Source organism: Bradyrhizobium sp. WSM2793, from assembly GCF_000379585.1.
GTDB lineage: Bacteria > Pseudomonadota > Alphaproteobacteria > Rhizobiales > Xanthobacteraceae > Bradyrhizobium.
Map to the genome: position 1 here is coordinate 88,242 of NZ_KB902790.1, position 23,962 is coordinate 112,203.

The following is a 23,962-nucleotide window of genomic DNA, read 5'->3' on the forward strand; positions in this document are numbered from 1 at the left end:
ATCGGAGAGCCTTTCATGGCGGCTGTCTGGGATGAGCAAAAGGGCGGGAAAGGTCCGGCCCCCGCGGCGACGCTGGCCTCGCAGATCCTTGCGCGCGCCGACCGCGACGTCACTTTCGTGGTGCACCTGGTTGGCGAAAGCCAGAGTTTGCTGGTGCGGCATTTCATCTTGTTCATCGAGACCGAGCTCGCAAAGCGCGGCATGAGCTACGGCGTACATCCGCTGCTGCGGCCGTTCGTCGAAACGCATGCACGTGAGCTATCGGATTTCGTATTGCAGGGGATCGGCTTGCGGCATCAGTTCGGTCTTCAGGCCATCGAGACGATGACGGGCGATCCGGCGCGGTTGCTGAGGGTCGATCTGTGGGACTCGCTCCAATCTTACGTCAATGACGCGCAGCAACACTTCGTATCCGATGCCCGGGGTCTCCAGCGGATCCTTGATCAAATCGAGCCGAGCGCATGAGTGTCGATCCGGAGGTTCTTGTCGAGATGTTGAAGGAGCGGTTGCTCGTCGTTCAGCAGATGTCGGCCGCTCAATCGTGGAATCTTCTGAACCGTCAGCTTGCCGGTGGAGCAGAATTCGAGATTCAGAGGATTGAGCAGGAGATCGCGGCGACGGGCGATTCGCATGCATTCGGCCACGTTATCGAGGAAGCGCACGAGCGCTTGAAGGAAGCAAGGGCCGGAATGGCAACATGCGACGCCCAATGCGCCGCGCTGGAACGACGCCTTGAAGAACTCGACAGGTGTATTGCGACCGGCAGGTGAGACGACCGATGGACACGATGGAAGCTGAGACGGCTACGCTCTATGACTTGCTTGGTCGGCATTGGACTATGGGGGCGCCGGTTACGAACGCGGCGTTCGACGCTGCGGGACAGGCAGTGGCGTTCGCGCTTGCCGATGGCTCTCTGGCCATCGCTCCGCTGGCCGACAGCGAACCGCCGAAAGACCGTTATCGTATGGCCTTGGACGGCGGCCGATCGACGATCTCACCGCGGCGGAATCCGGTCCCGCCATTGACGAAAGTCGTCATCAGCGATGCTTCACTTCATCTCGCCTCGATCGAGCCGGAGGGCTTCATCGCAAGCGATGGCAGTCAGTTGCTGCACGTGTCGGCATCCGGCGTCACGCGACAGGCCGCAAAATTAGCGGCCCCGATCGATCTCGTTGCCCCGGTGCATGCCGGCGGTATTCTGGCGGCTTCCGACGGGTCGGTCATATACTGCGCTTCCAACGGCGACGTCGGATGGCTTCAGGAGCGTGCGGGAGGGCGTTCATCCGCGATCGCCGTCTCGCCAGACGGTCGGAGCTTCGCGATAGGAGCTGACGGTTGTCTGCTTGTGCGTGCCTTCGGACCCCGACCTGAGCCCACCGCTACAATGGCTTTCGGCTTCATCTCCAGCTTGGCATGGAGTCCCGATGGAAGCTGGCTGGCAATGTCCGTCGCAGAAGGAGGTATCGCATTGCTGCGCCTTTCCGATGCGCGCGCCGTTCGGATTCCGAGCTATCCTGCAAGCGTCCGGTCTCTTTCGTGGAGTGCAGACTCCCGCGTTCTTGTGACGAGCGGAGCCTACCGCATGATCGCATGGGACGTTTCCAGTCTCGACGACGGTGGCGAACAGCCGAAGAGCGTTGGCACCGGCCGCGGTGGCTTCGTCCTTGTCGAGGCAGTGGACATGCATCCGGGACGTCCGTTGGTTGCGGCAGGATACAGCGACGGCAGGGTCGTCGTTGCCAGGATCGGCGAACCCGACGAACTGGTCGTCAAACCGTCGGGCCGGAGCCCGGTCCAAACCGTCTGCTGGTCCGACGACGGCCAGCATCTTGCCATCGGGACATATGGCGGCGAGGCGGCGATCGTGACGTTTCCGCCGCAAATCTTCAAGTAACGGCGAGCTGGGCGACGAGCCTTGCCGCGAGCTCCAGGAGCAAGTTCATGACGGCCACCGATGCGCGAAGCGAAGCCACAAGCAAGGATCACTTCTTCAAGGAACTGGCGGAGCTCTCCGAGCGCATGATTGCCGCGCACGGAAAGGAGTTTTCGATGGGGGCCTTGGTGTTGGCGGCGAGGTTCATCGCCGAAAACAAGCCCTTCGAGAGTAGCGCAACAACGCAGTGACAGGTCATCTAACTGCACGCGAAATCTAATCGAAGGGTCAAGGGGGCAGCATGTTGAAGGGGCTTATTCGGGACAACGAACTCGTCCACAAGGCCGAGTGGCTCGAGACGCTGTCGCTGCATTGTGGCATCGGATCGTGGGATGCGATCCTATATGAGGGGGATGCGATGCACGCCAAGGCGCGGTGGACCTGGTCGAGCGAATTCCGGCGCTTGTGCGGGTACAAGACGGAAGCCGAATTTCCCAACGTCGCGGACAGCTTCGCACGCGCCTCGCGGCTATACTATTCTCACGGAAATAGTATAACGGGAATGGACCGCAAGAGGACCAGGTAACAGATTGAAATCGCAAGACTATCGCTTTTCCGTCGCCCCCATGATGGATTGGAGCGACCGGCACTGCCGGGTGTTCCACCGCCACCTGACGCGGCGGGCGCTGCTCTATACGGAAATGGTGACGACCGGCGCTGTGATTCATGGCGACCGTGAGCGGCTGCTCGGGTTCGATGCGGTCGAGCATCCGGTGGCGCTTCAGCTTGGCGGCTCGGATCCGCGCGAACTGGCGCAAGCTGCACGGATCGGCGAGACGTTCGGCTATGACGAGATCAACCTCAATGTCGGCTGCCCGTCGGACCGCGTGAAGGATGGCCGCTTCGGCGCCTGCCTCATGGCGGAGCCGGAACTCGTGGCGAGGTGCGTCGAGGCGATGAAACGCGCTGTCGCGGTTCCCGTCACGGTGAAGTGCCGCATCGGCATCGACGACCAGGATCCGGAAGTCGCCCTTGATGCGCTTGCGCGCGCGGTGGTCGCCTCCGGCTGCGACGCACTGATCGTGCATGCCCGCAAGGCCTGGCTCAACGGGTTGTCTCCGAAGGAGAACCGCGACATCCCGCCGCTCGACTATGAGCGCGTCTATCGGCTCAAGCGCGCAATGCCTGACGTGCCTGTCGTCATCAACGGCGGCATTCGAGGCCTCGAGGAAGCGAGAGCGCATCTCGAACATGTCGATGGCGTGATGCTCGGCCGCGCCGCCTATCAGGACCCGTGGCGGCTGCTCGGCGTCGATCACGAAATCTTCGGCGAGGCGACGTCGCACGCGACCATGCAGGACGCGCTCGAGGCGATGATGCCCTATATCGAGCAGCAGCTCGCGCGCGGCTCGCGGCTGCATGCGATCACACGGCATTTCGTCGGCGCATTCCACGCCGTGCCCGGCGCGCGGGCCTTCCGCCGCCATCTGGCCGAGCAGGGGGTGAAAGCAGGCGCCGGTCCCGAGGTGCTGCGCGATGCGATCGCGCGCGTCGATGCGCGCGCTCCTGCGGAGGAAGCCGCGGCCTAGCCGCATTCCTGCGGGCCGATGCGATGTTTCAGAGGCCGATGAGTTGACGCGCCACCGCTTGACGGACGGCCGGACCGACTCTGGCGGATTGCGCGATGTTGCCCTTCTGCCGGTGTTTTGCCCGACGAGTCACCAATATCTTGCCCCGACGCATCCAATAACTCCGGAGAGGCGCCAATCGTTGTCCCTCGTAAGTCTTTGTTCGGACAAGCATCGGCTACTGTGCATGGGGTTGTTTTCGCGTTTACTGTTCGCCGCACCAACCGGCATGCGCGCACCGCGCAGGGATTAAGTCACGGCCCGTGTGAAGCGAAGGTCGTTGGCGCCTGCGACGGTTCTTGCGGATGGTCTAGTCGAGCGCCGTACGCGAGCGGCGATGGCTGCTCTGAAGCTCGGGATAGCCGGTCAGCATCAGCTTGTCGGCGCGAACCCCCCAGCTCTCCAGGCGGTCGAGGAAGCTCATGCCGAGCAAATTGGTCTTCATCTGCCCGCGCTGGACGACGAGGGCCGGCACCGATTTTTCGACGAGATGGCCGACGGAGAGACGGTCGAGCGTGAGGCGGGCTGCCTTGGTATGGCCGCCCGCGGTTTCGAGGTCGACATCGTATTCGAGCATCTCGAGCGGCAGCCCGATGGCTTTCGCGGTCTCCCAGGTCAGCACCACCGACGTCGCGCCGGTATCGATCACCATTGGCGCCGCGACACCGTTGATCTTCGCACGCAGCGCGAATTCGCCGCCCTGGCCGCGCGGGATCTGCACGGCAGGAGCGGGCGTTGCCGTCTGCGCGCGAAAGATGTGCGAGACCTTGTGGCTGGCGCGCGCGATCTGATCGGGATCGCCATAGGCGACGACCGCGCCTGCCGTGCCGGCAAGCATGACGAGAACAAGCAGGAAGCGGATCATCGCGCGCCTCCGCAGGCGGGCAGGCCGGTCAGGTGCGTTTCGGCGATGCCGCGATCGGCGCCAGTCCGGCTTCCGTCATGCGTGCGGGCAACAGCGCCATGACCGCGAGCCGGTCCGCGCTTTCCATGGCGTGCCAGCGCGCGATCTCGGGCAAGGTCCGGCCGCAGCCGAAGCACAGCTTGGTCCTGGGATCGATCATGCAGACGGCGACGCACGGCGTTTCTTTGCTCATTTGGACATAGTGGGGGATTGTCGGGCATGTCTGCAAGCATCTGGTTTAAGAGCCTGTGCCTGCGCTCATGATCGGCTTGTGGCGCGGCCGGCGCTTCTCCTCGGGCAGTACGGAACTCTCGGGCTGGAGCGGCGGGGAATCATCCGACAGCGGCGCCAGCGCGCTCATCACGCGCTCCGGCGGGAAGGTGACGATCACCTCGGTGCCGATGCGCAACTTCGATTTCAGCGTGAACGTGCCGCCATGGAGGTCGATTAGATTCTTGGCGATCGGCAGGCCGAGACCGGCGCCCTGTTCGGCGGACTTGATCGAGTTGGAGCCCTGGCCGAACGAGGCGAGCACGACCGGGATCTCGTCCTCAGGGATTCCGGAGCCGGAATCCCGCACCGAGAGATATTGTCCGCCCGAGGCGGTCCATCCCGCCTTGAGCCAGATCTCGCCGCCTTGCGGGGTGAACTTGATCGAGTTGGAGAGCAGGTTGAGCACGACCTGGCGGATCGCGCGCTCGTCGGCCCACAGCCGCGGCATGGCCTGCTCGAACACCTCGTGGATGGTGATGCCACGGCTGGAGGCGCGCAGCTTCATCAGGTGATGGCAGTCGGCGACGATGCCGACCAGCGACACCGCTTCCTCGTTGAGCTCGTAGCGGCCGGCCTCGATCCGCGACAAGTCGAGGATCTCGTTGATGAGGTTGAGCAGGTGCACGCCGGAATTATGGATGTCGGCGGAATATTCCTTGTAGACCGGCACGGCATGCGCGCCAAAAATCTCGCTCTTCATCACCTCGGAGAAGCCGAGGATGGCGTTCAGCGGCGTGCGCAGCTCGTGGCTCATCTGCGCAAGGAAGCGCGACTTGGCGACGTTGGCGGATTCGGCGCGGTGGCGCGCCTCGTCCGAGATCGCCTTGGCCTGTTCGAGCTCGCCGATCAACGCGTCCTTCTCCGCGCGCGCTTCCAGCGTGGCGAAGGTGGAGGAGTGCAAGCGGTGCGCCAGCAGCACAAAATAGCCTTCGGCGGCGAGCGCAAGCGCGGCCAGAATGTAATTGTCCAGCGAGCCGGTCATCACGAAGCTCAGCGCCATGGCGACCGCGACCGGCGCGGTGGCGGCGAGGGCTGCGATCGGCAGATTGGCGGCGAGCATGCTCGACACTGCGATCACCAGCAGCATCAGGAACATCATCAGCGTTTCCGTGACCATGTCGAGCACGGGATGGATCAGGATCGCCATCCAGCACAGGCCATAGAGCAGGTCGAGCACGACGAAGCGCGTCCGCCAAGCGCGCGTCGCCGCGGGCGAGGCGGGCTCGGTCAGGAAGCGCCGGCAACTGCGGGTCATGGCGCTGTGGATGCACAGCATGCCGGCGGTCCAGGCCGCGGCCGGGATCGGCTGCATCCACAGGCCGAACAGCACGCCGGTCGCGACCACCAGCAGCATCACGACATAGGAAGCCGACAGCCGCGTCTGAGCGTATTGACGCAGCATCTCGGCGTCGAAGGCCGGCCGGGTTCCGCTGGTCGACGTTAACTTGTCCCGCGCCTCGCGCACCCGCTGCGCCGCAGCCCTTCGGCTGCTCGCCGATGGAGCGCTCACCGGCTCGGCCGGAAGCTGCACAACCTCAGGCTTTTCAGCGGGGTTACTCATCAAGCAACAACGATTCCTGCCCACGCCGGACGCGGGCCTTCTGCATTGTCTATCTCTGGCAAGAAATCCTTAAGAGGTGACTTAAGGAGCTAAAGAATTACGTTAACCCGGCGTTAATTTTGGATCTCGCCTGCGCCGTCAATGCAGCGCCGCGTACTGCGCGATGTAGACCATCGCGCCCGCCAGATAACCCACCAGCGCGGGCCCTGCGATGCGGCGGGCGTACCAGAAGAATTCGATCTTCTCGAGTCCCATGGCGGCAACGCCCGCGGCCGAACCGATGATCAGGATCGAGCCGCCGGTGCCGGCGCAATAGGCGATGAACTCCCAGAGGAAGCTGTCGGGCGGATGTTGCACCAGACTGTACATGCCCATCGTGGCCGCGACGAGCGGCACGTTGTCGATGATGGCGCTCAAGAGGCCGAGCAGGATGACGATGATGTCGAGACGACCAACCGTGGCGTCGAGCCATTTGGCGAGCAGCTCGAGGACGCGGGCGTGCTCCAGGCACGCGACGGCCATGAGGATACCGACGAAGAACACAATGGAACTCATGTCGATGCGCGCCAGCGCGTGGACGAGGGTGAGGGGACGGCGCGCATCCTCGTCCTTGTGGCGGTGAACGATCTCGCCGACCAGCCAGAGGATGCCCAGCCCGAAAAGAATACCCATGAAAGGCGCAAGGTGCGTCACGGCCTTGAAAACCGGAACGGCAACCAGGGTGCCGAGGCCGAGGTAGAACATCAAGTTGCGCTCGAACACCTCGACCCTGAGGACCTGTGCTTGGCCTTGCAGCGGAGGGACGATCTCCTTTCCCTTGAGCGAGTAGCCGATGATGAGCAGCGGTATCAGCAGGTTGAGCAGCGACGGCAGGAACACCGACTTCATGATGTTGACGGGAGAGATCTGCCCTCCGATCCAGAGCATCGTCGTCGTGACGTCGCCGATCACCGTCCAGGCGCCGCCGGCATTGGCCGCGATGACGATGATGGAGGCGAACAGCAGGCGATCGCTCTTGTTGCCGATCAGCTTCTGGATCAGCGAGATCATCACGATGGTGGTGGTGAGATTGTCGAGGATCGCGCTCAGGAAGAATGTCACGAAGCCTATGATCCACATCAGCGTGGTCTGCTTCGTGGTGCGGATGACCGAGGTGATGACTTCGAAGCCGTTATGGGCGTCGATCACCTCGACGATCGTCATGGCACCGATCAGGAAGAAGACGATCTGCGCGGTCGAGGCGACGGATTCGTCGAGCTGGTGGTTGACGAGCGAGGGGTCGCCGACGGACAGCGCGTAGATGGTCCAGAGCAGGCCGGCTCCCAGGAGAGCCGAAGCGCTTTTGTTGACGCCGAGCGGGTGTTCGAGCGCGATGGCAGCATACGCAACGATGAAAACGGCGGCTATCACGCTCAGCAAGTCAATTCCCCCCGGAATCCGTTCTTCGGCTCAATGCGAGCCTCGTCGCGACGGGCGCCGCGTCGAGACCCGCGAGGGCCGCAGCTGCCCCGGCTGCGGCCGTCAATGCGTTCCTCAGCGTTGTAGGCGCGCGAGCAGGCTCGACGTATCCCAGCGCTTGCCGCCCATCTTCTCGACCTCGGAATAGAACTGATCGACCAGCGCGGTGACCGGCAGGTTGGCGCCGTTGCGGCGGGCTTCAGCCAGCGAGATCGAGAGGTCCTTGCGCATCCATTCGACCGCGAAGCCGAAATCGTACTTGTCCTCGTTCATGGTCTTGTAGCGATTTTCCATCTGCCAGGACTGGGCCGCGCCCTTGGAGATGGTCTCGATCACTGCGGCGACGTCGAGGCCGCTCTTCTTGGCGAAGTGGATCCCCTCGGAGAGACCCTGCACCAGACTGGCGATGCAGATCTGGTTGACCATCTTCGTCAGCTGGCCGCTGCCGGCGGGCCCGAGCAGCTTGCACATCCGCGCATAGGCGCCTGTGATGATCGGCTCGGCGCCGGAATAGGCGTCCTGCGCGCCGCCGCACATCACCGTCAGAACGCCGTTCTCGGCGCCGGCTTGGCCGCCGGAGACAGGGGCGTCGATGAACTTGAAGCCGGCCTTGGTCGCGGCCGCATCCAGCTCACGTGCGACTTCGGCGGAGGCGGTGGTGTGGTCGACGAAGGTCGCACCCTTCTTCATGCCGGCGAAGGCGCCATCGGGGCCGATCGTGACCGCGCGCAGATCATTGTCGTTGCCAACGCAGCACATCACGAAATCCTGACCTTCGGCGGCCGCCTTCGGGGTCGGTGCGGTCTTGCCGCCGAACTTGTCCGCCCATTCCTTCGCCTTGGCCGCGGTGCGGTTATAGACGGTGACCTCATGGCCCCCTTTTTTCACGAGGTGGCCGGCCATGGGGTAGCCCATGACGCCGAGACCGAGGAAAGCGACTTTAGCCATGTGTGGTACCTTGTCCGTAGTTGAGTTTTACGGTTGCAGCCGGGCGAGGGCGCCAGGGCGGCGTCCTCGAAGTTCCGCCGCGAGGGCGGATCGGAGGCGCACCATAAACCGTTAAGGGCGGAGGGCAACGGCTTCGTTTGGCGGCCCCCTGTGCTAGGATGGCGGACCTAAGGACTTCAAAAAAGGGAGCGAAAGCATGGGCGGCGTGAGCGTTGGCGTCCTCGATCATTTCAACATCCGGACCCGGAATCTGGCCGAGACCGTCCGCTTCTACGAGGATGTGCTGGGCCTGGAAAAAGGTGCCCGGCCGAATTTCGCCTTCCCTGGCGCCTGGATGTACAGCGAGGGCAAGGCGGTGGTGCACCTCGTCGATATTTCTGCGACGGCCGAGCCACAAAAGCCGGATTCCGGCGTTGTCCATCATGTCGCCTTCGCCAGTCGCGGCTTCGCCGGCATGAAGCAGCGGCTGGCATCCAAGGACATGAAGTTCGAGTCCCGCCAGGTGCCCGGCGGCGACCTCTGGCAGATCTTCGTCAACGACCCCAACGGGGTCATGATCGAGCTGAATTACGAGGCGGCCAGGGAGCAGGGGGCAGCGCCCGCCGAGAAGGCTGACGATATCGGCAGGCAGTAGCCTTTTGGGCGTTTCCGCTCTAATGGGGCATCCTAAAGTCTCGAGCATGACCTTGCCGGAAAGCCGCGCCTCGCTTGGCGCTGGTGCCGTCCTCCAGGTCCGGATCATGCTCCGTTCAGGAGATGCGCTTTGAGCGTGACGCAGCAACAGGTTCTCGACAGCCTCGCCCGGATCAAATCCCCCCGCGGGGTCGCGCTCACCAATGCCAATGTGCTGAGCGCGATCAGCGCGTCCGACGGCAAGGTGTTCTTCTCGATCAATGTCGATGCCGCCGAGGCGAGGGCCTGGGAGTCCATCCGGGCCGAAGCAGAGGCCGCTGTGCGCACCATTCCCGGCGTCACCACCGTCATGGTGGCGCTGACCGCCGAGCGCAAGCCGGGCTCCGCGCCGCCGCCACCCCCGCAGCCCAGCCGCGGCGCGCCGGGCGTGCAGCCCGTCCATGCCCACAAGCCGCCGCCGCAGGGTGGCGCCCAATCGCCGATGGCGCGGCAGTCGGAAATCCCCGGCGTCGCCGCCGTGATCGCGGTCGCCTCCGGCAAGGGCGGCGTCGGCAAGTCGACCACCGCGCTGAACCTGGCGCTGGGCCTGCGCGACCTCGGCCTCAGGGTCGGGCTGCTCGATGCCGACATCTACGGCCCCTCGGTGCCGCGGCTGACCGGCCTGCACGACAAGCCGGAGCTGAACGACGAGCGAAAAATGATTCCGCTTCGGCGCTTCGGTCTCGCCATCATGTCGATCGGCTTCCTGGTCGAGGAAGAGACCGCGATGATCTGGCGCGGTCCCATGGTGATGTCGGCGGTGACGCAGATGCTGCGTGACGTCGAATGGGGCAAGCTCGACGTGCTGGTCGTCGACATGCCGCCGGGCACCGGCGATGCCCAGCTCACGCTGGCGCAGAACGTGCCGCTGAAGGGCGCCGTGATCGTCTCGACCCCGCAGGATCTGTCCCTGATCGACGCGCGGCGGGGGCTTGCCATGTTCAAGAAGGTCAACGTGCCCGTGCTCGGCATCGTCGAGAACATGAGCTACTTCCAGTGCCCGCATTGCGGCACGCGGTCGGACATTTTCGGCCATGGCGGGGCGCGGCACGAGGCCGAGAAGCTCAAGGTACCCTTCCTCGGCGAGATCCCGCTGCACATGGCGATTCGCGCCAGCTCGGATGCCGGCAATCCCGTCGTCGACAGCGAGCCGGACGGTCCTCATGCGGCGATCTACCGCGCCATTGCAGGGCAGGTGCGCGACCAGCTCAAGGGCGTCATCGCAGCCGCCTGAGCCGGCCGCCCGCGGCCCGCCTTCCTCGTCCTTTTGGGGGACATGCGACTTTCGTAGAGCCCCGTCATGCCATTGTCGCGTTCCGCAAGCGGGGCTTCCGTGGTAAAGGCCCACGGCAGTCAAGCCCCTTCGGTTCGACGCGGCCCTAACGCGTCGCCGGAATGAGCGGCGGCAAGAAGAGAAGTTAAGGGGAAACGCCCCAGCAAGGAGAGACCTGAAGATGAAGCGTCGTGATTTTCTGAAAGTGTCGGCAGCAGGCGCGGCGGCAACCGCGGTGGCCTCGCCGGCGATCGCGCAGTCCTCGCCCGAGGTGAAGTGGCGCTTGACTTCGAGCTTCCCGAAGTCGCTCGATACCATCTATGGCGGTGCCGAGCAGTTGGCGAAGTACGTCGCCGAGATGACCGACAACAAATTCCAGATCCAGGTGTTCGCCGCCGGTGAACTCGTTCCCGGCCTGCAGGCGCTCGATGCGACCTCCAGCGGCACCGTCGAGATGTGCCACACGGTGTCCTATTACTACGTCGGCAAGGATCCGACCTTCGCGATCTTCGCCTCGGTGCCGTTCGGCCTCAATGCGCGCCAGCAGAATTCGTGGCTCTATCAGGGCGGCGGCAACGAGCTCGCCAACGAGTTCTTCAAGAAGTCGAACGTCGTCGGCTTCCCGTGCGGCAATACCGGCACCCAGATGGGCGGCTGGTTCCGCAAGGAGATCAAGACCGTTGCCGACCTCTCCGGCCTCAAGATGCGCATCGGCGGCATTGCCGGCCAGGTGCTCCAGAAAGTCGGCGTGGTGCCGCAGCAGCTCGCCGGCGGCGACATCTATCCGGCGCTGGAGAAGGGCACCATCGACGCCGCCGAGTGGGTCGGGCCTTACGATGACGAGAAGCTCGGCTTCGCAAAGGTCGCCAAGTACTATTATTACCCCGGCTTCTGGGAAGGTGGTCCGACCGTCCACGCCTTCACCAACCTGGATAAGTGGAATTCGCTGCCGAAAAACTATCAGGCGATCCTCACCAACGCGACGGCCAACGCCAACGCCTGGATGGCCGCACGCTACGACATGCAGAACCCGGCGGCGCTGAAGCGCCTGGTTGCCGGCGGCACCCAGCTTCGTCCCTTCACCAACGAGGTGCTGGAAGCCTGCCTCAAGGCGACCAACGAGCTCTGGGCGGAGATCTCGGCCAAGAACCCCGACTTCAAGAAGTCGATCGACGCGATGCAGGCCTACCGCTCCGACGAATATCTGTGGTGGCAGGTTGCCGAATATACCTACGACAGCTTCATGATCCGCTCGCGCACGCGCGGCTGATCGCCTAGGCCTAAAGTCGCAAGACCGGAAAGCCCGGCCTCCAGTGGAGGCCGGGCTTTTTCTTTGCCGCAGTGCGATCGGGATGGAATTAGACGGCGGCTTGCGTCATGGTGGTGCCAAGCCTCGGCAAGAAGGCCCACAATCACTGGTACATCAGGGCAGGAAATCATGAAGAGAAGAGACTTCATCAAGGTCACAGGACTTGGCGCGGCCGGCGCCGCCACGCTCGCGGCTCCCGCGATCGCGCAGTCGATGCCGGAAATCAAATGGCGCATGCCGACGAGCTGGCCGAAGTCGCTCGACACGCTGTTTGGCGGCGCCGAGATGATGTGCAAGATGGTCGCCGAGGCGACCGACAACAAATTCCAGATCCAGATCTTCGCGGCCGGCGAGATCGTGCCGGGCCTCCAGGTGCTCGACGCCGTCCAGAACGGCACCTGCGAAATCGGTCATACCGCGTCCTACTATTATTTCGGCAAGGATCCGACCTTCACCTTCGGTTCGGCCGTGCCGTTCGGCCCCAACATGCGCATCAACCAGGCCTGGTACATGCAGGGCGGCGGGCGCGATGTCCTCAACGAGTTCTACAAGAGCTACAACGTCACCTCGCTGCTCGCGGGCAACACCGGCTGCCAGATGGGCGGCTGGTTCAGGAAGGAGGTCAACACGCCCGACGATCTCAAGGGCATGAAATTCCGCATCGGCGGCTTCACCGGCCGCGTGCTCCAGAAGCTCGGCGTGGTGCCGCAGCAGCTCGCCGGCGGCGACATCTATCCCGCGCTGGAGAAGGGCACCATCGATGCGGCCGAATGGGTCGGCCCCTATGACGACGAGAAGCTCGGCTTCTACAAGATCGCGCCGCACTACTACTATCCCGGCTGGTGGGAGGGCGGGCCGATGCTGCTGGCCTTCGTCAACCTCGACAAGTGGAACGCGCTGCCGAAATATTACCAGAGCGTGCTGGAGCAGGCCGGCCACTACGCCAACAACTACATGATGGCGCGCTACGACACCGCCAATCCGCTGGCGCTGAAGAAGCTGCTCGCGGGCGGCACCAAGCTGCACGCCTTCTCGCCGTCGATCATGGATGCCTGCTACAAGGCCGCCAAGGAGCTGCATGCCGAAGTCGGCGCGACCAACGCCAATTTCAAGAAGGTGCACGACTCCCTCGCCAAGTTCACGAGCGACGGCTACGCCTGGTTCCAGGTCGCAGAGGTCGGCTACGACATCTTCATGGCGCGGCGCTCGCAGAGCTGAGCTCAACACCGTTGGATGCAGCGCCCCGGAGCGAAAGCTCCGGGGCGTTTTCTTGTGCGTCCTGGCCGGCGCCGGACGCAAAATTTGAAAAACAACCCCATGCACAGTAGCCAGCGGCTTGAAGCAGTGGCAAAATGTAAAAATCGAATAAACCGAAATATAGTCGGCAGCCATTGGACGTGACGATGAGTTTCGATCCCGAGCCCGTTCAAAGCGCGCTGTTCAAGGCGTGGTCGCGGTCGACCGCGAGCCAATGGACGGCTGACAATCCGGCCGCAGGACAATGCAACGTCACGTCGCTGCTCGTTCATGAACTCTTCGGCGGCGACCTGCTGAAGACGCCACTGCCGGCCGGCGATCATTTTTACAATCGGATCGAAGGCAAGAGGTACGACTTCACGGCGAGCCAGTTCGACCAGCCGATCGCTTATGCGGACTTGCCTGCAGATGGGGCCGACGCGTTGCTGGGAGTAACGAGCGATCAATTAACCGAACTCAGGGCAGCATTTCAGCAGAGCCATACCAAGTCAGGCTAGCGCCACCAGGTGGAAGACGAATGCGAGTCTGACAACGTGCATGCGTTGCTTTCCGTTGAGATTTGCCGGAGGTAACTGTTCGGAGCGTTCAATCCATAAGGCGGTTCTTCGCTGCGCTCTCTCCATCCTTCACGCTGAAGCGCGATTGCTTACACGAACCTGACAAGCGCGCCCTTCTCTGATGCTTGCTCACCAGCGGTGCGCCGGGAGAGACCATCGCGTTCGGACGCGAGAGATTTCGTGTCATTCAACGCCCACGCGCTGCGTAGTTTTTCGGTGTTCCTTTTACGGAACGGTCGAGTTATCGGAATCCGGCAATCGGGCTGAAGTCGCGGCGTGTCATCACGCCGGTCGCGCTTCACGGTACGGTATACCGGACTCAACCAGTCCCGACGGGAATGCAGCATTTACCGAATACGGCGGTTCTCGATCGTTGATCGAGATGCAAGGGCGGCCGTTTCCCGTGGGACTTCTCAAATGAAACTGGCAATTGAAATTCTACAGCTCCTGGTCCAGTCGGCCGACAGCTGGCTTTTTGAAGGGAGCCTTGCGGGGCTGAGCGATCGGGAATGGATGGCCTTGCGCTTTCTCGCCCGCGCTAACAGGTTCTCGCGGACGCCCACGGCTCTTGCCAGCTTTCTGGGCACGACCCGCAGCGTCGCATCGCAGATCGCCGCCGTGCTCGAGAGCAAGGGGTTGATGGTTCGCAAGCCATCTGCAGAAGACAAGCGCTCGATTGCACTCTGCATCACGGGCGAAGGCGAGAAGTTCCTCGAGCGCGATCCAATTAACGTCCTTCGAGATCAGCTCGTGACACTTGAGCTCCCCGATCGATCTCAGCTGCGCGATACGCTTCGCCGCGTTCTCGATGGGCTCGATGTTGCCAAGCGCCGTCACAACGCCGACGTCTGCGGCAGATGCATGTTCCTGATCGAGAGCGGAGAGGGGAAGGATCGTCACTTCAAGTGCCGCCTGTTCCGGAAATCCTTAGCTCCAAAGGATACGACCCTGCTTTGCGCCTATTTCGAGGGACGAGGCTAGGATAGCTGCTACGAACGTCCGCAGGCCCCTGCCTTTGGGTCACCTTTGGGGGCACACCTGGTCGGCTTACACAAACCTGACAAACGACTGGTTCGGCCGGACGCTTTTTCGCTGGCCGAGGCGTCCGGAATGATGGAAGACAGCGAAGATGCCGCGCGAGGCGTGCGGTGACCTGAGTATCCGGCGGATATGCGATGCGTCTTCTGATCGTCGAGGACAATGCCGAGCTGTCGCGCCTCGTCGCTGGCGGGCTGGCGGCGGCCGGCTACCAGAGCGACATCGTGGGCAGCGCGGCCGAGGCGCGCGAGGCGGTGAGCAGCGTCAGCTATGCCGCGATGATCCTCGATCTCGGGCTGCCCGACGGCGACGGCCTGTCGGTGCTGCGCGAGTTGCGCATCAAGATGGAACCGCTCCCCGTGCTGGTGCTGACCGCCCGCGGCGGCCTGCAGGACCGCGTCAGCGGCCTGCGCAGCGGCGCCGACGACTATCTCGCCAAGCCGTTCGCGATGGAGGAACTGGTGGCACGGCTGGAGGCGATCCTGCGCCGGCCGGGCCAGCTGCTCGGCCGCTCGCTCAGTCTCGCCAACCTCGTCTACGACACCGAGAGCCGCCAGATCTTCGTCGACGACCAGCCGCGGATCATCTCCGCGCGCGAGACCTCGGTGCTGGAGATTTTGCTGCGCCGGCAGGGGCGGGTGGTGCCGAAGAAGAACGTCGAGGACCACATCTTCGGGCTGGACGGCGAGGTCGCCTCCAACGCGGTCGAGGTCTATGTCTCGCGGCTGCGCAAGCAGCTCGCCGAACACGGCGCCAAGGTCGTGATCCATACCATCCGCGGCGTCGGCTATCTCATGGACGTGGAGAAATAGCGTGGCCCAGCCCGGATCCAACGTCGGATCCTATGCCGGGTCCTATGGCAGGTCTCCGACGTTCAAATCGCTGATCTGGCGCATCGTGTTCCTGCACATCCTGGCGGTCGCGGTGGTCGCGATCTTCCTGCCGCTGGTGCTGTTCTGGCTGCTCAATTCCGAGATCGACCAGCTGCATCGCGATGCCATGCGCGCCCAGGCCGAGGTGCTGGCGGAGCGCATCGTTGTCCAGCCGGGCGGCCTGCTGACGTTCAACCTGCCGGACAGTCTCAAGGGCCTCTATTCTGAAGCGTATGGCCGCTATCAGTACGACATTCGCGATGCCGAGGGCCGGCTGCTGTTCTCCTCGCATCGGCGCTCTGCCGCCACCGCGGCACCGCGCTCGTCGGAGAGCATTTCCGGCGCCGCCGTCACCCGCGACCTCGACGGCAAGACGGTGCGCATCCAGGTCGCCGAGGACCTCGCACACCGTGACGTCATCATCGACGACATCGTGTCGAATTTCTTCCGGCGCGTGGGATGGATCACCATCCCGATTCTGCTGGTCCTGCTCGCCACCGACATCATCATCTTCCGCCGCGCGATCGCGCCGCTGTGGAAGGCCTCCGAGGAGGCCAGCAATATCGGTCCGGCGCGCACCGACATCCGCCTGCCGACGGAGCAGATCCCGCGCGAGATCTTGCCGCTCGTCACCGCCGTCAACCAGGCGCTCGACCGCCTCGAAGGCGGCTTTCGGGTGCAGCGGCAGTTCACGGCGGATGCCGCGCATCAATTGCGCACGCCGCTCGCGATCCTGCGCACGCGGATCGAGACGCTCGACGATCGCGCGGCACGGCAGGCGCTGCATGCCGACATCGAAACCATGAGCCGCCTCGTCGCGCAATTGCTGGAGATCGCCGAGCTCGATACCCTGGTGCTCGATCCCGGCGAGACTGCGGATTTGCGCGCCGTCTGCGCCGAAGTGGTCGCCTCGATTGCCCCGTTCGCGATCGCGCAGCACAAGGACATCGCGCTCCGGGGTACCGACACGCCTGTCAGGATCCACGGCAATTCGGAGATGCTGCAGCGCGCTGTCTTCAACCTCGCGGAAAATGCCATCAAATTCACGGCAAAGGACACCACCGTCGACGTCGAGGTACGCGAGGACGGTTCGGTGCGCGTGCGCGATAGCGGCCCGGGGATCGCGGAGGCCGAGCGCGAGCTGATCTTCCAGCGCTTCTGGCGCGCCGACCGCTGCCGCAGCGACGGCGCGGGACTGGGGCTTTCCATCGTGCGCGCGGTGGCGGACGACCACGCCGCCACGGTCGCGGTGGAGAATCTTCCGGGGGGCGGGGCCGAGTTCACGCTGAGGTTTCGGCTGGCGCAGGAGGCTGCTTCTTTCCCCTCTCCCCTTGTGGGAGAGGGTGGCTCGCCGCGATAAGCGGCGAGACGGGTGAGGGGTTCTCTCCACGAGTCCCACTCTCAATCGAGCGCATGGAGAGAACCCCTCATCCGGCACCGTAGCCGACGCTGCGCGTCGGCGTATGCTTAAGACGGCGGCCGTAGGCCGCCTATGCCACCTTATCCCACATCCGCCTTCGCCAAGGCTTCGGCGGACATGAGGGGAGAAGGAAGAAAGGCCGCCCCTATTTCAGCTTGCCGGTGGACAGATCCATGATCATGCGTGTGGCCAGATACAACCGCGGCACGATGCTGCCCACCTGCACATATTCGGCGTCGTTGGAGTGCGCACCGAAGCCCGACAGGCCCATGCCCTCCACCACGGCTCCGCTGGTCTTCAGCGCGGCAAATGCCGCGTCGGTGCCGCCGCCGGTCGCCTTCTCGTCGACCTTGAGGGACATGCCGATCTCCCCATAGATCGTCTTGCCGTAGGCCGCCACGCGGCGCGAGGCCTCATTCGCCTCTAACGGCGGGCGACGCACCTCGAACTTGAGGGCGACCTTGGAGTCCGGCAGCAGGCGATTCTTGATCTTGTCCTGCAGCGCCTTCTCCAACTCGTCGAAGTCGGACACCTTGAGCGCACGCGCATCGGCCTGGGCGGTGGCGTCGGCAGGGATCACGTTGCGGTTGGTGCCTGATTTGGAGACCGTCCAGTTCAGCTTCAGGCCCTGCTCCGGCTTGGAAAGGTCCTTCATCTGCAGAACCTGGTGCGAGAGCTCGTACAGCGCATTCACGCCGCCCTCGGGCCTTGCGCCGGCATGTGACGACTTGCCTTGCACGCTGAGATAGGCCGAGCCGATGCCGCTGGTGGCGAGGCGCAGCGTGCCATCCATTCCGCCGCCTTCGAACGAGAATACCGCGTCCTGATCCGAGGCGAATTTGGTGATGGTGCTGCGCCAGCCGGGCGAAGAGATCTCCTCGTCGCCGTTCGTGAGCACCGTGAGCGTGCCGTAATCACGGAAGCTCAGCTTTTGCAGTAGCGCCACGGTATGGAGAATGAGCGCGACGCCCTGCTTGTCGTCTGCGATGCCGAGGCCGTAGGCCTTGTCGCCGTCGATGCGGAACGGCTGATCCTTCAGCATGCCCTTCAGGTACACCGTGTCCATGTGGGCGATCAGCATGATCTTTTTGCTGCCCGTGCCCTTGAATGTGGCGTGCACGGCTGGTCCGATCTTCTCGGGCGTGTCATCGAGCCTATAGATATCGGTGGGTTGCAGGATCTCCACCGTGCCGCCGAGCTGCTTGAGCTGACCGGCAACGCGCTCGGCGATCTGGTTCAGGCCTTCGATGTCCTTGCTGCCGGATTCGATGGCGACGAGATCGCGCAGCGTGTCGAGCAGCGGCTGCTGCTCCTTTTGCGCCAGCCCATGAACATCGGCAATCGGCTCGGCCCGCACCATCGTTGCGGCACAGGTCAGCCAGAGTGAGGCGATCAACGGGCCAAGGACAGAGGGAGCAGTGTGCAATCGGGGCATGAGCGGCCATCCATAGGGCTGAGGATGGCCCGGTATGCCTCCGTTTCCGGTGCTTGTCACGCGCGCCGTCGCGCGTCATGCGCCGCTTGAGCGGAGCACGACGGCGAGGGGCGTCCGCCGCTACTTCGACGGCGGTCCGAGATCCAGCGGCGGCAGCTCGATCTGCGGCACCTCGATCTTGATCGTGCTGGGATCGATGTTGGTCTGCACGCCCTTGTAGTGCATGACCATCGACGGGAACGCGATCACCAGGCCGACCATGATCATCTGGATGACGACGAATGGCACCGCGCCCCAATAGATCTGGCCCGTGGTGACCGGTTCCATCCGCTTGCCGGTGACGCGATCGGTGTATCGCTCCTTCGGCGCGACCGAGCGGAGATAGAACAGCGCAAAGCCGAACGGCGGATGCATGAACGAGGTCTGCATGTTGACGCCGAGAATGACGCCGAACCAGATCAGGTCGATGCCGAGATGCTCGGCCGCAGGTCCGAGCAGCGGAATCACGATGAAGGCCAGCTCGAAGAAGTCGAGGAAGAAGGCCAGCACGAACACGAAGACGTTGACGAAGATCAGGAAGCCGACCTGGCCGCCGGGCAGCGACGTGAGCAGATGCTCGACCCAGACGTGGCCGTTGACGCCGTAGAAGGTGAGCGAGAACACGCGGGCGCCGACCAGGATGAACACGACGAAGGCCGACAGCTTGGCGGTCGATTCCGTGGCCTGCCGGATCAGGTCCCAGCTCAGCCGCCGCTTCGCGGCACCGAGGATGAGGGCGCCGGCGGCACCCATCGCGCCGCCTTCGGTCGGCGTCGCGATGCCGATGAAAATCGTGCCGAGCACCAGGAAGATCAGGAACAGCGGCGGCACCATGACGAAGGTGGTCTGCTGCGCCATCTTCGACAGGAAGCGGAAGCCGGTGAGCTTGTCGATGACCCAGTTCACCACGGCCACGACGAAGGCGAAGATGATGCCGCAGAACATGCTGAGCACGACGTAATCGGCACCATGCACATTCGAATTGCGCATCATGAACCAACCGAACACGCAGCTCGCGAGGAACAGCATACCGAGCGAGACCAGGCCGCGGCTGCCACTCTCCTCGCGGAAGCCGATGGCTTCCTTCGGCAGGCCCGGGGTGGCCTTCGGGAAGATCATGCTGACGAGGAATGCGTAACCGGCGTAGAGGCCGGCGAGCACGAGACCGGGGATGAAGGCGCCTTCGTACATATCGCCGACGGACTTGCCGAGCTGGTCGGCCATCACGATCAGAACGAGCGAGGGCGGAATGATCTGCGCGAGCGTGCCGGACGCGGCGATGACGCCGGCGGCCACGCGGCGGTCATAGCCGTAGCGCAGCATGATCGGCAGCGAGATCAGACCCATCGAGATCACGGAAGCGGCGACCACGCCGGTGGTCGCGGCGAGCAGCGCGCCGACGAAGATCACGGCATAGGCAAGGCCGCCGCGGATGGTCCCGAACAACTGGCCGATGGTGTCGAGCAGGTCCTCGGCCATGCCAGACCGTTCCAGCACCAACCCCATGAAGGTGAAGAAGGGAATGGCGAGCAGCGTGTCGTTGTTCATCACGCCGTAGACGCGCTCGGGAAGAGCCTGGAGGAAGTCCGGGCGGAACTCGCCGAGCTGGATGCCGACGATGGCGTAGAACAGGCCCACGGCACCGAGCGAGAAGGCCGCGGGGTAGCCAAGCAACAGCATGACGACCAGCGACGCGAACATGATGGGCGCCATATTGGCGATGATAAACGCGGTCATGATTTCCCCTAAACCGTCGCCAACGGCTACTTCTTCTCGATCGCTTCGACGAGATGCTCGACTTCCGCCTCCAGCGCCGACACCTGGGATTCATGCGGGTCCGGAATCATTCCGCGCATGACGGCAATTCGCTTGATCAGCTCGGAGATGGCTTGAACGAGCAGGAAGGCGAACCCGATCATGATCAAGGATTTGGCGGGCCATTGCGGCAGACCGCCGGCGTTGCCGGATTGCTCGTTGATATGGAATGAGCGCTGGAAGAACGGCACGCCGGTGATGATCATGACGATGCACAGCGGGATGAGGAAGAACAGGTGACCGACCACGTCGATGAGGTTGCGGACCGTCTTCGGCAGCGTGTTGTTCACGATGTCGATGCGGATATGCTCGTTGTCGAGCAGCGTCCAGGGCGAGCACAGCAGGAACACGATACTGAACAGCACCCATTGCAGCTCGAGCCACGAATTGGAGGACGTGTCGAACGTCTTGCGGATGATCGCATTGACCGCCGAGATGATGACGGCGGCCACGATCAGCCACGCCAGGCGCTTGCCCGTCCAGCGCGTGAAGGCGTCGATTCTCTGGCTCAGCTTCAGGAGCGCTTGCAACGAAAGGTCCTCCCCAATGGTGCCGCGGTCGCCTTGACTGCCCGGGCGGGGCGCGTCGGCTTGTCTGGCCGCGCAGGCATGAGGCTGCCGCACCAAAACAGCGGGCGCGCAGGCCGTCAATTGGAACTTGGTTGATAGTTCAGGGAAATAAGGCCGCAGCCGCGTGGTGTCAGCCGCCGGTGACGCTCATGTGCCTGGAGACGCTGGGACGGTCGTGGCGGCGGTCGATGATGAAATCGTGGCCCTTGGGTTTCAGGCCTATGGCGCGGTCGATCGCATCCGCAAGCAGCATGTCGTCATCTGATGCACGCAGAGGTTTACGCAGATCGGAGGCATCCTCGTGGCCGAGACAGGTGTGCAGCGTTCCCGTGCAGGTAATACGAACCCGGTTGCAGGATTCGCAGAAATTATGCGTCATCGGCGTGATGAAGCCGAGCTTGCCGCCGGTCTCGGTGACGCTGACATAGCGGGCCGGACCTCCGGTGCTCTCCGCTAAATCCGTCAGCGTGAATTGCTGGGCGAGGCGCGCGCGCACCAGCGAGAGCGGCAGATACTGGTCGATGCGGCCCGAGCCGATCTCGCCCATCGGCATGACCTCGATCAGCGTCAGGCCCATGCCCTTGCCGTGGGCCCAGCGCATCAGGTCGGGAAGCTCGTCCTCGTTGAGGTTCTTCAGCGCCACCGCGTTGATCTTCACGGCAAGTCCTGCGGCGCGCGCGGCCTCGATGCCTTCCAGCACCTTGTCGATCTCGCCCCAGCGGGTGATCTCGCGAAACTTCTTGGGATCGAGCGTATCGAGCGAGACGTTGATGCGGCGCACGCCACAATCGGCGAGCTCGCTTGCGTGTTTCGCCAGCTGGGTGCCGTTGGTGGTCAGCGTCAGCTCGTTCAGGGCGCCGCTCGACAGATGCCGCGACAGCGAGCGGACCAGCGTCATCACGTTGCGCCGGACCAGCGGCTCGCCACCGGTGAGCCGCAGCTTCTTGACGCCCTTGGCGATGAAGGCCGAGCAGAGCCGGTCGAGTTCCTCCAGCGTCAACAGGTTCGCTTTGGGCAGGAACGTCATGTCTTCCGACATGCAGTAGAAGCAGCGCAGGTCGCAGCGATCGGTGACGGAAACGCGCAAATAGCTGATGGTCCGCCCGAACGGATCGGTCATCGGGGTGGACAGCGCGGCGGATCCGTTCATGCGAGAGGCCTTGTCACTAACGGCGACGGGCGCACCTTGGCTTCAGCGGTGCTCGGCACCCAATCTAAGCATCGGACGCGACGAGGACAATCGGGTGGTATACGTAGATCAACGCCTGCCGGAGCAGCCACCACCAAGTCTTGCCGCTCCCAATAGGCTGGCTCCGGCTAGCGCAACCGCGATGACACGACGCTTGAGCCATCCACTTCGTCTGCGACAAACCGCCACATAACCCCGGGCGGACCTTAGGAGCGTCGTCTGGGGCAGGCAACCGGCGGGCTGCGCATAGATAATGGATGGTTAGGTGCGGGGTCTCGCGGAATACCGTAGAGATATCAGTATCTTGGTTTCGTCATGCCGTCATCAGGCTGCTGGCGGCGGCTGGCAGGTCACGCATGTGATGGATCAGCCGGTCCGGCTTCAGCTCGGCGATCGGCACGTCGGTATAGCCAAAACTGACGCCGATCACCGGCACCCCGGCCCGGCGGGCCACCCCGACATCGGTTCCGGCATCGCCGACCATGATGCTGGCTTTGACCGCACCGCCGGCGCGCGCCACCGTTTCACGAAAGATGGTCGGGTCGGGCTTCTGGACGCCAAAGGTGTCCGCGCCGCAGATCGCCGCGAAGCGGCGACTGAGGTCGAGCTGGTCCAGCAGCCGCTTCGACAGCCATTCCAGCTTGTTGGTGCAGACGGCGAGGCGATGGCCTTGCGCGGAAAAATGGTCCAGCGCGGCCTCGAGCCCCTCGAAGGGGCGGGATTCGACGGCGATGTGATCGGCGTAATAGGCGATGAAATCCGCGGTCATCCGGTCCATGTCGGCGGGGGTGACGGTGCGGCCTTCGGCCTCCAGCCCCCGCTCGATCAGCTTGCGGGCGCCGGCGCCGATCATGTTGCGGGCCGAGGCCATCGGCACGGGCGGCAGCCCTTCGCGGTCGAGCACGTGGTTCAGCGCGGTGATCAGGTCGGGCGCCGTATCCACAAGCGTGCCGTCGAGATCGAAGACGATGGTGTGAGGGGAGATCATGGTCCAAGCGCTACCGGCCCGGTCAGGTCAGTGCAAGGGGCGGCGCCATAAGTTCAGCTTATAGCCTGGTTCCCAGACCCTGTTCTCCGGCGGAAAACGAGGCTACATAGGCCGCCGAAAGCGGCCACGATCGGCGGCATGTTCGAGACTTCAGAGGCGGGCGCAAACGTGAATATGGACCAGTTGAAGCGACAGGCCGCGGCGCGCGCGCTCGAGGAGGTGCGGGACGGCATGCAGCTCGGGCTCGGCACCGGCTCGACCGCCAAGCATTTCGTCGAGCTGCTCGGCGAGCGCGTCGCCGCCGGGCTCAAGGTGATCGGCGTGCCGACCTCCGAGGCGACTCGCCTCGATGCTGTGCGGTGCGGCGTGCCGCTGACCACGCTCGACGAGATCGACCATCTCGACATCACCATCGACGGCGCCGACGAAATCGATCTGGCGCTCAACCTGATCAAGGGCGGCGGCGGCGCGCTGCTGCGCGAGAAGATCGTGGCCGCGGCCTCGGATCGCATGATCGTGATTGCAGATGACACCAAATGGGTGCCGACGCTCGGCCGCTTTCCGCTGCCGGTCGAGGTCATCCCGTTCGGGCTCGGCGCGACGCGCCGGGCGATCGAGAAGGCATTTGCCGAATGCGGCGTTTCCGGGCAAATGGCAGTCCGCAAGGCCAAGGAAGGCCACGTTTTCGTCACCGACGGCGGCCACTGGATCGTCGATGCCCAGCTCGGACAGATCGGGGATCCTGCCGGCCTCGCCAGCGCGTTGAGCGCGATTCCCGGCGTGGTCGAGCATGGGTTGTTCATCGGCTTGGCCAGCTCGGCTGTTCTGGCGGGCGGCGAGGGAATTCGCGTGATTGAACGGCGTAAGCCGAAAGGAGACTAGGA

The 23,962-nt window shown here is 63.8% G+C and carries 24 protein-coding genes; 14 read left to right on the forward strand and 10 right to left on the reverse strand.

The window, feature by feature from the left end; translation table 11 throughout:
- Positions 1-15 precede the first annotated feature (15 nt).
- The 5 genes from A3AS_RS0123255 to dusA all read left to right on the forward strand — a co-directional run bounded on the left by A3AS_RS0123255 (position 16) and on the right by dusA (position 3,462).
- Positions 16-465, forward strand: a complete 450-nt coding sequence (locus A3AS_RS0123255) for a hypothetical protein (RefSeq protein WP_018319963.1) — start codon at positions 16-18, stop codon at positions 463-465.
- A complete protein-coding gene (locus A3AS_RS48445) occupies positions 462-770 on the forward strand; it encodes a hypothetical protein (protein ID WP_018319964.1) in 309 nt (102 codons plus the stop codon). Before A3AS_RS0123255 ends, A3AS_RS48445 begins: the two co-directional genes overlap by 4 nt.
- Positions 771-778: 8 nt before the next feature.
- Positions 779-1,894 (forward strand): PD40 domain-containing protein, encoded by a 1,116-nt coding sequence (locus A3AS_RS0123265; RefSeq protein ID WP_198293722.1) that lies wholly within the window; start codon positions 779-781, stop codon positions 1,892-1,894.
- A gap of 47 nt (positions 1,895-1,941) precedes the next feature.
- Complete coding sequence (locus tag A3AS_RS48450; RefSeq protein ID WP_018319966.1) at positions 1,942-2,124, forward strand: hypothetical protein; 183 nt, start codon at positions 1,942-1,944, stop codon at positions 2,122-2,124.
- A 339-nt stretch (positions 2,125-2,463) separates the two neighbouring features.
- A complete protein-coding gene (gene dusA / locus A3AS_RS0123280; protein ID WP_084674893.1) occupies positions 2,464-3,462 on the forward strand; it encodes a tRNA dihydrouridine(20/20a) synthase DusA in 999 nt (332 codons plus the stop codon).
- Positions 3,463-3,811: 349 nt separating this feature from the next.
- Here the strand turns inward: dusA and A3AS_RS0123285 are convergent, their stop codons facing one another.
- From A3AS_RS0123285 to A3AS_RS0123305, 5 genes are all read right to left on the reverse strand, one after another.
- Entirely contained in the window at positions 3,812-4,366 is a 555-nt protein-coding gene (locus tag A3AS_RS0123285; RefSeq protein WP_018319969.1) for a TIGR02281 family clan AA aspartic protease, read from the reverse strand.
- 28 nt (positions 4,367-4,394) lie between these two features.
- Complete coding sequence (locus A3AS_RS0123290; RefSeq protein ID WP_026202286.1) at positions 4,395-4,598, reverse strand: DUF1289 domain-containing protein; 204 nt, start codon at positions 4,596-4,598, stop codon at positions 4,395-4,397.
- A 45-nt stretch (positions 4,599-4,643) separates the two neighbouring features.
- On the reverse strand, positions 4,644-6,239 hold the full coding sequence (locus A3AS_RS0123295) for a HAMP domain-containing sensor histidine kinase (RefSeq protein WP_026202287.1): 1,596 nt from the start codon (positions 6,237-6,239) through the stop codon (positions 4,644-4,646).
- A 138-nt stretch (positions 6,240-6,377) separates the two neighbouring features.
- Complete coding sequence (gene nhaD, locus A3AS_RS0123300) at positions 6,378-7,658, reverse strand: sodium:proton antiporter NhaD (protein ID WP_018319972.1); 1,281 nt, start codon at positions 7,656-7,658, stop codon at positions 6,378-6,380.
- A 114-nt stretch (positions 7,659-7,772) separates the two neighbouring features.
- A complete protein-coding gene (locus A3AS_RS0123305; RefSeq protein WP_018319973.1) occupies positions 7,773-8,645 on the reverse strand; it encodes an NAD(P)-dependent oxidoreductase in 873 nt (290 codons plus the stop codon).
- Between the two features lie 196 nt (positions 8,646-8,841).
- Here A3AS_RS0123305 and A3AS_RS0123310 point away from each other — a divergent pair, with 196 nt between their 5' ends.
- The 8 genes from A3AS_RS0123310 (at position 8,842) to A3AS_RS0123345 (ending at position 16,983) form a co-directional block, all read left to right on the forward strand.
- Positions 8,842-9,279 carry a VOC family protein gene (locus A3AS_RS0123310; RefSeq protein ID WP_018319974.1) on the forward strand — a complete coding sequence of 146 codons (438 nt, stop codon included), beginning with the start codon at positions 8,842-8,844 and terminating at the stop codon, positions 9,277-9,279.
- Between the two features lie 129 nt (positions 9,280-9,408).
- Positions 9,409-10,551 (forward strand): Mrp/NBP35 family ATP-binding protein, encoded by a 1,143-nt coding sequence (locus A3AS_RS0123315; RefSeq protein WP_018319975.1) that lies wholly within the window; start codon positions 9,409-9,411, stop codon positions 10,549-10,551.
- Between the two features lie 220 nt (positions 10,552-10,771).
- Positions 10,772-11,860, forward strand: a complete 1,089-nt coding sequence (locus tag A3AS_RS0123320; protein WP_018319976.1) for a TRAP transporter substrate-binding protein — start codon at positions 10,772-10,774, stop codon at positions 11,858-11,860.
- A gap of 168 nt (positions 11,861-12,028) precedes the next feature.
- Positions 12,029-13,117, forward strand: coding sequence for a TRAP transporter substrate-binding protein (locus tag A3AS_RS0123325; protein ID WP_018319977.1), 1,089 nt, complete (start codon positions 12,029-12,031; stop codon positions 13,115-13,117).
- 185 nt (positions 13,118-13,302) lie between these two features.
- Entirely contained in the window at positions 13,303-13,653 is a 351-nt protein-coding gene (locus A3AS_RS0123330) for a hypothetical protein (protein ID WP_049814965.1), read from the forward strand.
- Positions 13,654-14,130: 477 nt separating this feature from the next.
- Positions 14,131-14,694 carry a MarR family winged helix-turn-helix transcriptional regulator gene (locus tag A3AS_RS0123335; protein ID WP_018319979.1) on the forward strand — a complete coding sequence of 188 codons (564 nt, stop codon included), beginning with the start codon at positions 14,131-14,133 and terminating at the stop codon, positions 14,692-14,694.
- 194 nt (positions 14,695-14,888) lie between these two features.
- Entirely contained in the window at positions 14,889-15,563 is a 675-nt protein-coding gene (locus tag A3AS_RS0123340; protein WP_018319980.1) for a response regulator transcription factor, read from the forward strand.
- 1 nt (position 15,564) lies between these two features.
- A complete protein-coding gene (locus A3AS_RS0123345) occupies positions 15,565-16,983 on the forward strand; it encodes an ATP-binding protein (RefSeq protein WP_018319981.1) in 1,419 nt (472 codons plus the stop codon).
- Between the two features lie 205 nt (positions 16,984-17,188).
- Here A3AS_RS0123345 and A3AS_RS0123350 read toward each other — a convergent pair whose 3' ends face one another.
- The 5 genes from A3AS_RS0123350 to A3AS_RS43755 form a co-directional block, all read right to left on the reverse strand.
- Complete coding sequence (locus A3AS_RS0123350; RefSeq protein WP_049814959.1) at positions 17,189-18,478, reverse strand: M20/M25/M40 family metallo-hydrolase; 1,290 nt, start codon at positions 18,476-18,478, stop codon at positions 17,189-17,191.
- 120 nt (positions 18,479-18,598) lie between these two features.
- A complete protein-coding gene (locus A3AS_RS0123355) occupies positions 18,599-20,254 on the reverse strand; it encodes a TRAP transporter large permease subunit (protein ID WP_018319983.1) in 1,656 nt (551 codons plus the stop codon).
- A 26-nt stretch (positions 20,255-20,280) separates the two neighbouring features.
- Positions 20,281-20,862: a TRAP transporter small permease subunit gene (locus tag A3AS_RS0123360; protein WP_018319984.1), complete on the reverse strand. Its 582-nt coding sequence runs from the start codon at positions 20,860-20,862 to the stop codon at positions 20,281-20,283.
- Between the two features lie 169 nt (positions 20,863-21,031).
- The gene (gene moaA / locus A3AS_RS0123365) at positions 21,032-22,051 is read right to left on the reverse strand and encodes a GTP 3',8-cyclase MoaA (protein ID WP_018319985.1); all 1,020 of its coding nucleotides are present in this window, start codon (positions 22,049-22,051) and stop codon (positions 21,032-21,034) included.
- A gap of 352 nt (positions 22,052-22,403) precedes the next feature.
- A complete protein-coding gene (locus tag A3AS_RS43755; protein WP_018319986.1) occupies positions 22,404-23,078 on the reverse strand; it encodes an HAD family hydrolase in 675 nt (224 codons plus the stop codon).
- Positions 23,079-23,246: 168 nt separating this feature from the next.
- Here A3AS_RS43755 and rpiA point away from each other — a divergent pair, with 168 nt between their 5' ends.
- Positions 23,247-23,960 carry a ribose-5-phosphate isomerase RpiA gene (rpiA, locus tag A3AS_RS0123380; RefSeq protein WP_026202289.1) on the forward strand — a complete coding sequence of 238 codons (714 nt, stop codon included), beginning with the start codon at positions 23,247-23,249 and terminating at the stop codon, positions 23,958-23,960.
- The last annotated feature ends 2 nt before the right edge of the window (positions 23,961-23,962 follow it).

Coding starts and splice junctions, on each gene's coding strand:
- moaA (WP_018319985.1), bottom strand. CDS start 22,051: ATGAACGGATCCGCCGCGCTGTCCACCCCGATGACCGATCCGTTCGGG.
- A3AS_RS0123295 (WP_026202287.1), bottom strand. CDS start 6,239: ATGAGTAACCCCGCTGAAAAGCCTGAGGTTGTGCAGCTTCCGGCCGAG.
- A3AS_RS0123355 (WP_018319983.1), bottom strand. CDS start 20,254: ATGACCGCGTTTATCATCGCCAATATGGCGCCCATCATGTTCGCGTCG.
- A3AS_RS0123255 (WP_018319963.1), top strand. CDS start 16: ATGGCGGCTGTCTGGGATGAGCAAAAGGGCGGGAAAGGTCCGGCCCCC.
- A3AS_RS0123265 (WP_198293722.1), top strand. CDS start 779: ATGGACACGATGGAAGCTGAGACGGCTACGCTCTATGACTTGCTTGGT.
- A3AS_RS43755 (WP_018319986.1), bottom strand. CDS start 23,078: ATGATCTCCCCTCACACCATCGTCTTCGATCTCGACGGCACGCTTGTG.
- A3AS_RS0123330 (WP_049814965.1), top strand. CDS start 13,303: ATGAGTTTCGATCCCGAGCCCGTTCAAAGCGCGCTGTTCAAGGCGTGG.
- A3AS_RS0123325 (WP_018319977.1), top strand. CDS start 12,029: ATGAAGAGAAGAGACTTCATCAAGGTCACAGGACTTGGCGCGGCCGGC.
- A3AS_RS0123350 (WP_049814959.1), bottom strand. CDS start 18,478: ATGCCCCGATTGCACACTGCTCCCTCTGTCCTTGGCCCGTTGATCGCC.
- A3AS_RS0123310 (WP_018319974.1), top strand. CDS start 8,842: ATGGGCGGCGTGAGCGTTGGCGTCCTCGATCATTTCAACATCCGGACC.
- A3AS_RS48445 (WP_018319964.1), top strand. CDS start 462: ATGAGTGTCGATCCGGAGGTTCTTGTCGAGATGTTGAAGGAGCGGTTG.
- A3AS_RS0123305 (WP_018319973.1), bottom strand. CDS start 8,645: ATGGCTAAAGTCGCTTTCCTCGGTCTCGGCGTCATGGGCTACCCCATG.
- A3AS_RS0123285 (WP_018319969.1), bottom strand. CDS start 4,366: ATGATCCGCTTCCTGCTTGTTCTCGTCATGCTTGCCGGCACGGCAGGC.
- A3AS_RS0123335 (WP_018319979.1), top strand. CDS start 14,131: ATGAAACTGGCAATTGAAATTCTACAGCTCCTGGTCCAGTCGGCCGAC.
- A3AS_RS48450 (WP_018319966.1), top strand. CDS start 1,942: ATGACGGCCACCGATGCGCGAAGCGAAGCCACAAGCAAGGATCACTTC.
- A3AS_RS0123340 (WP_018319980.1), top strand. CDS start 14,889: ATGCGTCTTCTGATCGTCGAGGACAATGCCGAGCTGTCGCGCCTCGTC.
- A3AS_RS0123290 (WP_026202286.1), bottom strand. CDS start 4,598: ATGAGCAAAGAAACGCCGTGCGTCGCCGTCTGCATGATCGATCCCAGG.
- A3AS_RS0123320 (WP_018319976.1), top strand. CDS start 10,772: ATGAAGCGTCGTGATTTTCTGAAAGTGTCGGCAGCAGGCGCGGCGGCA.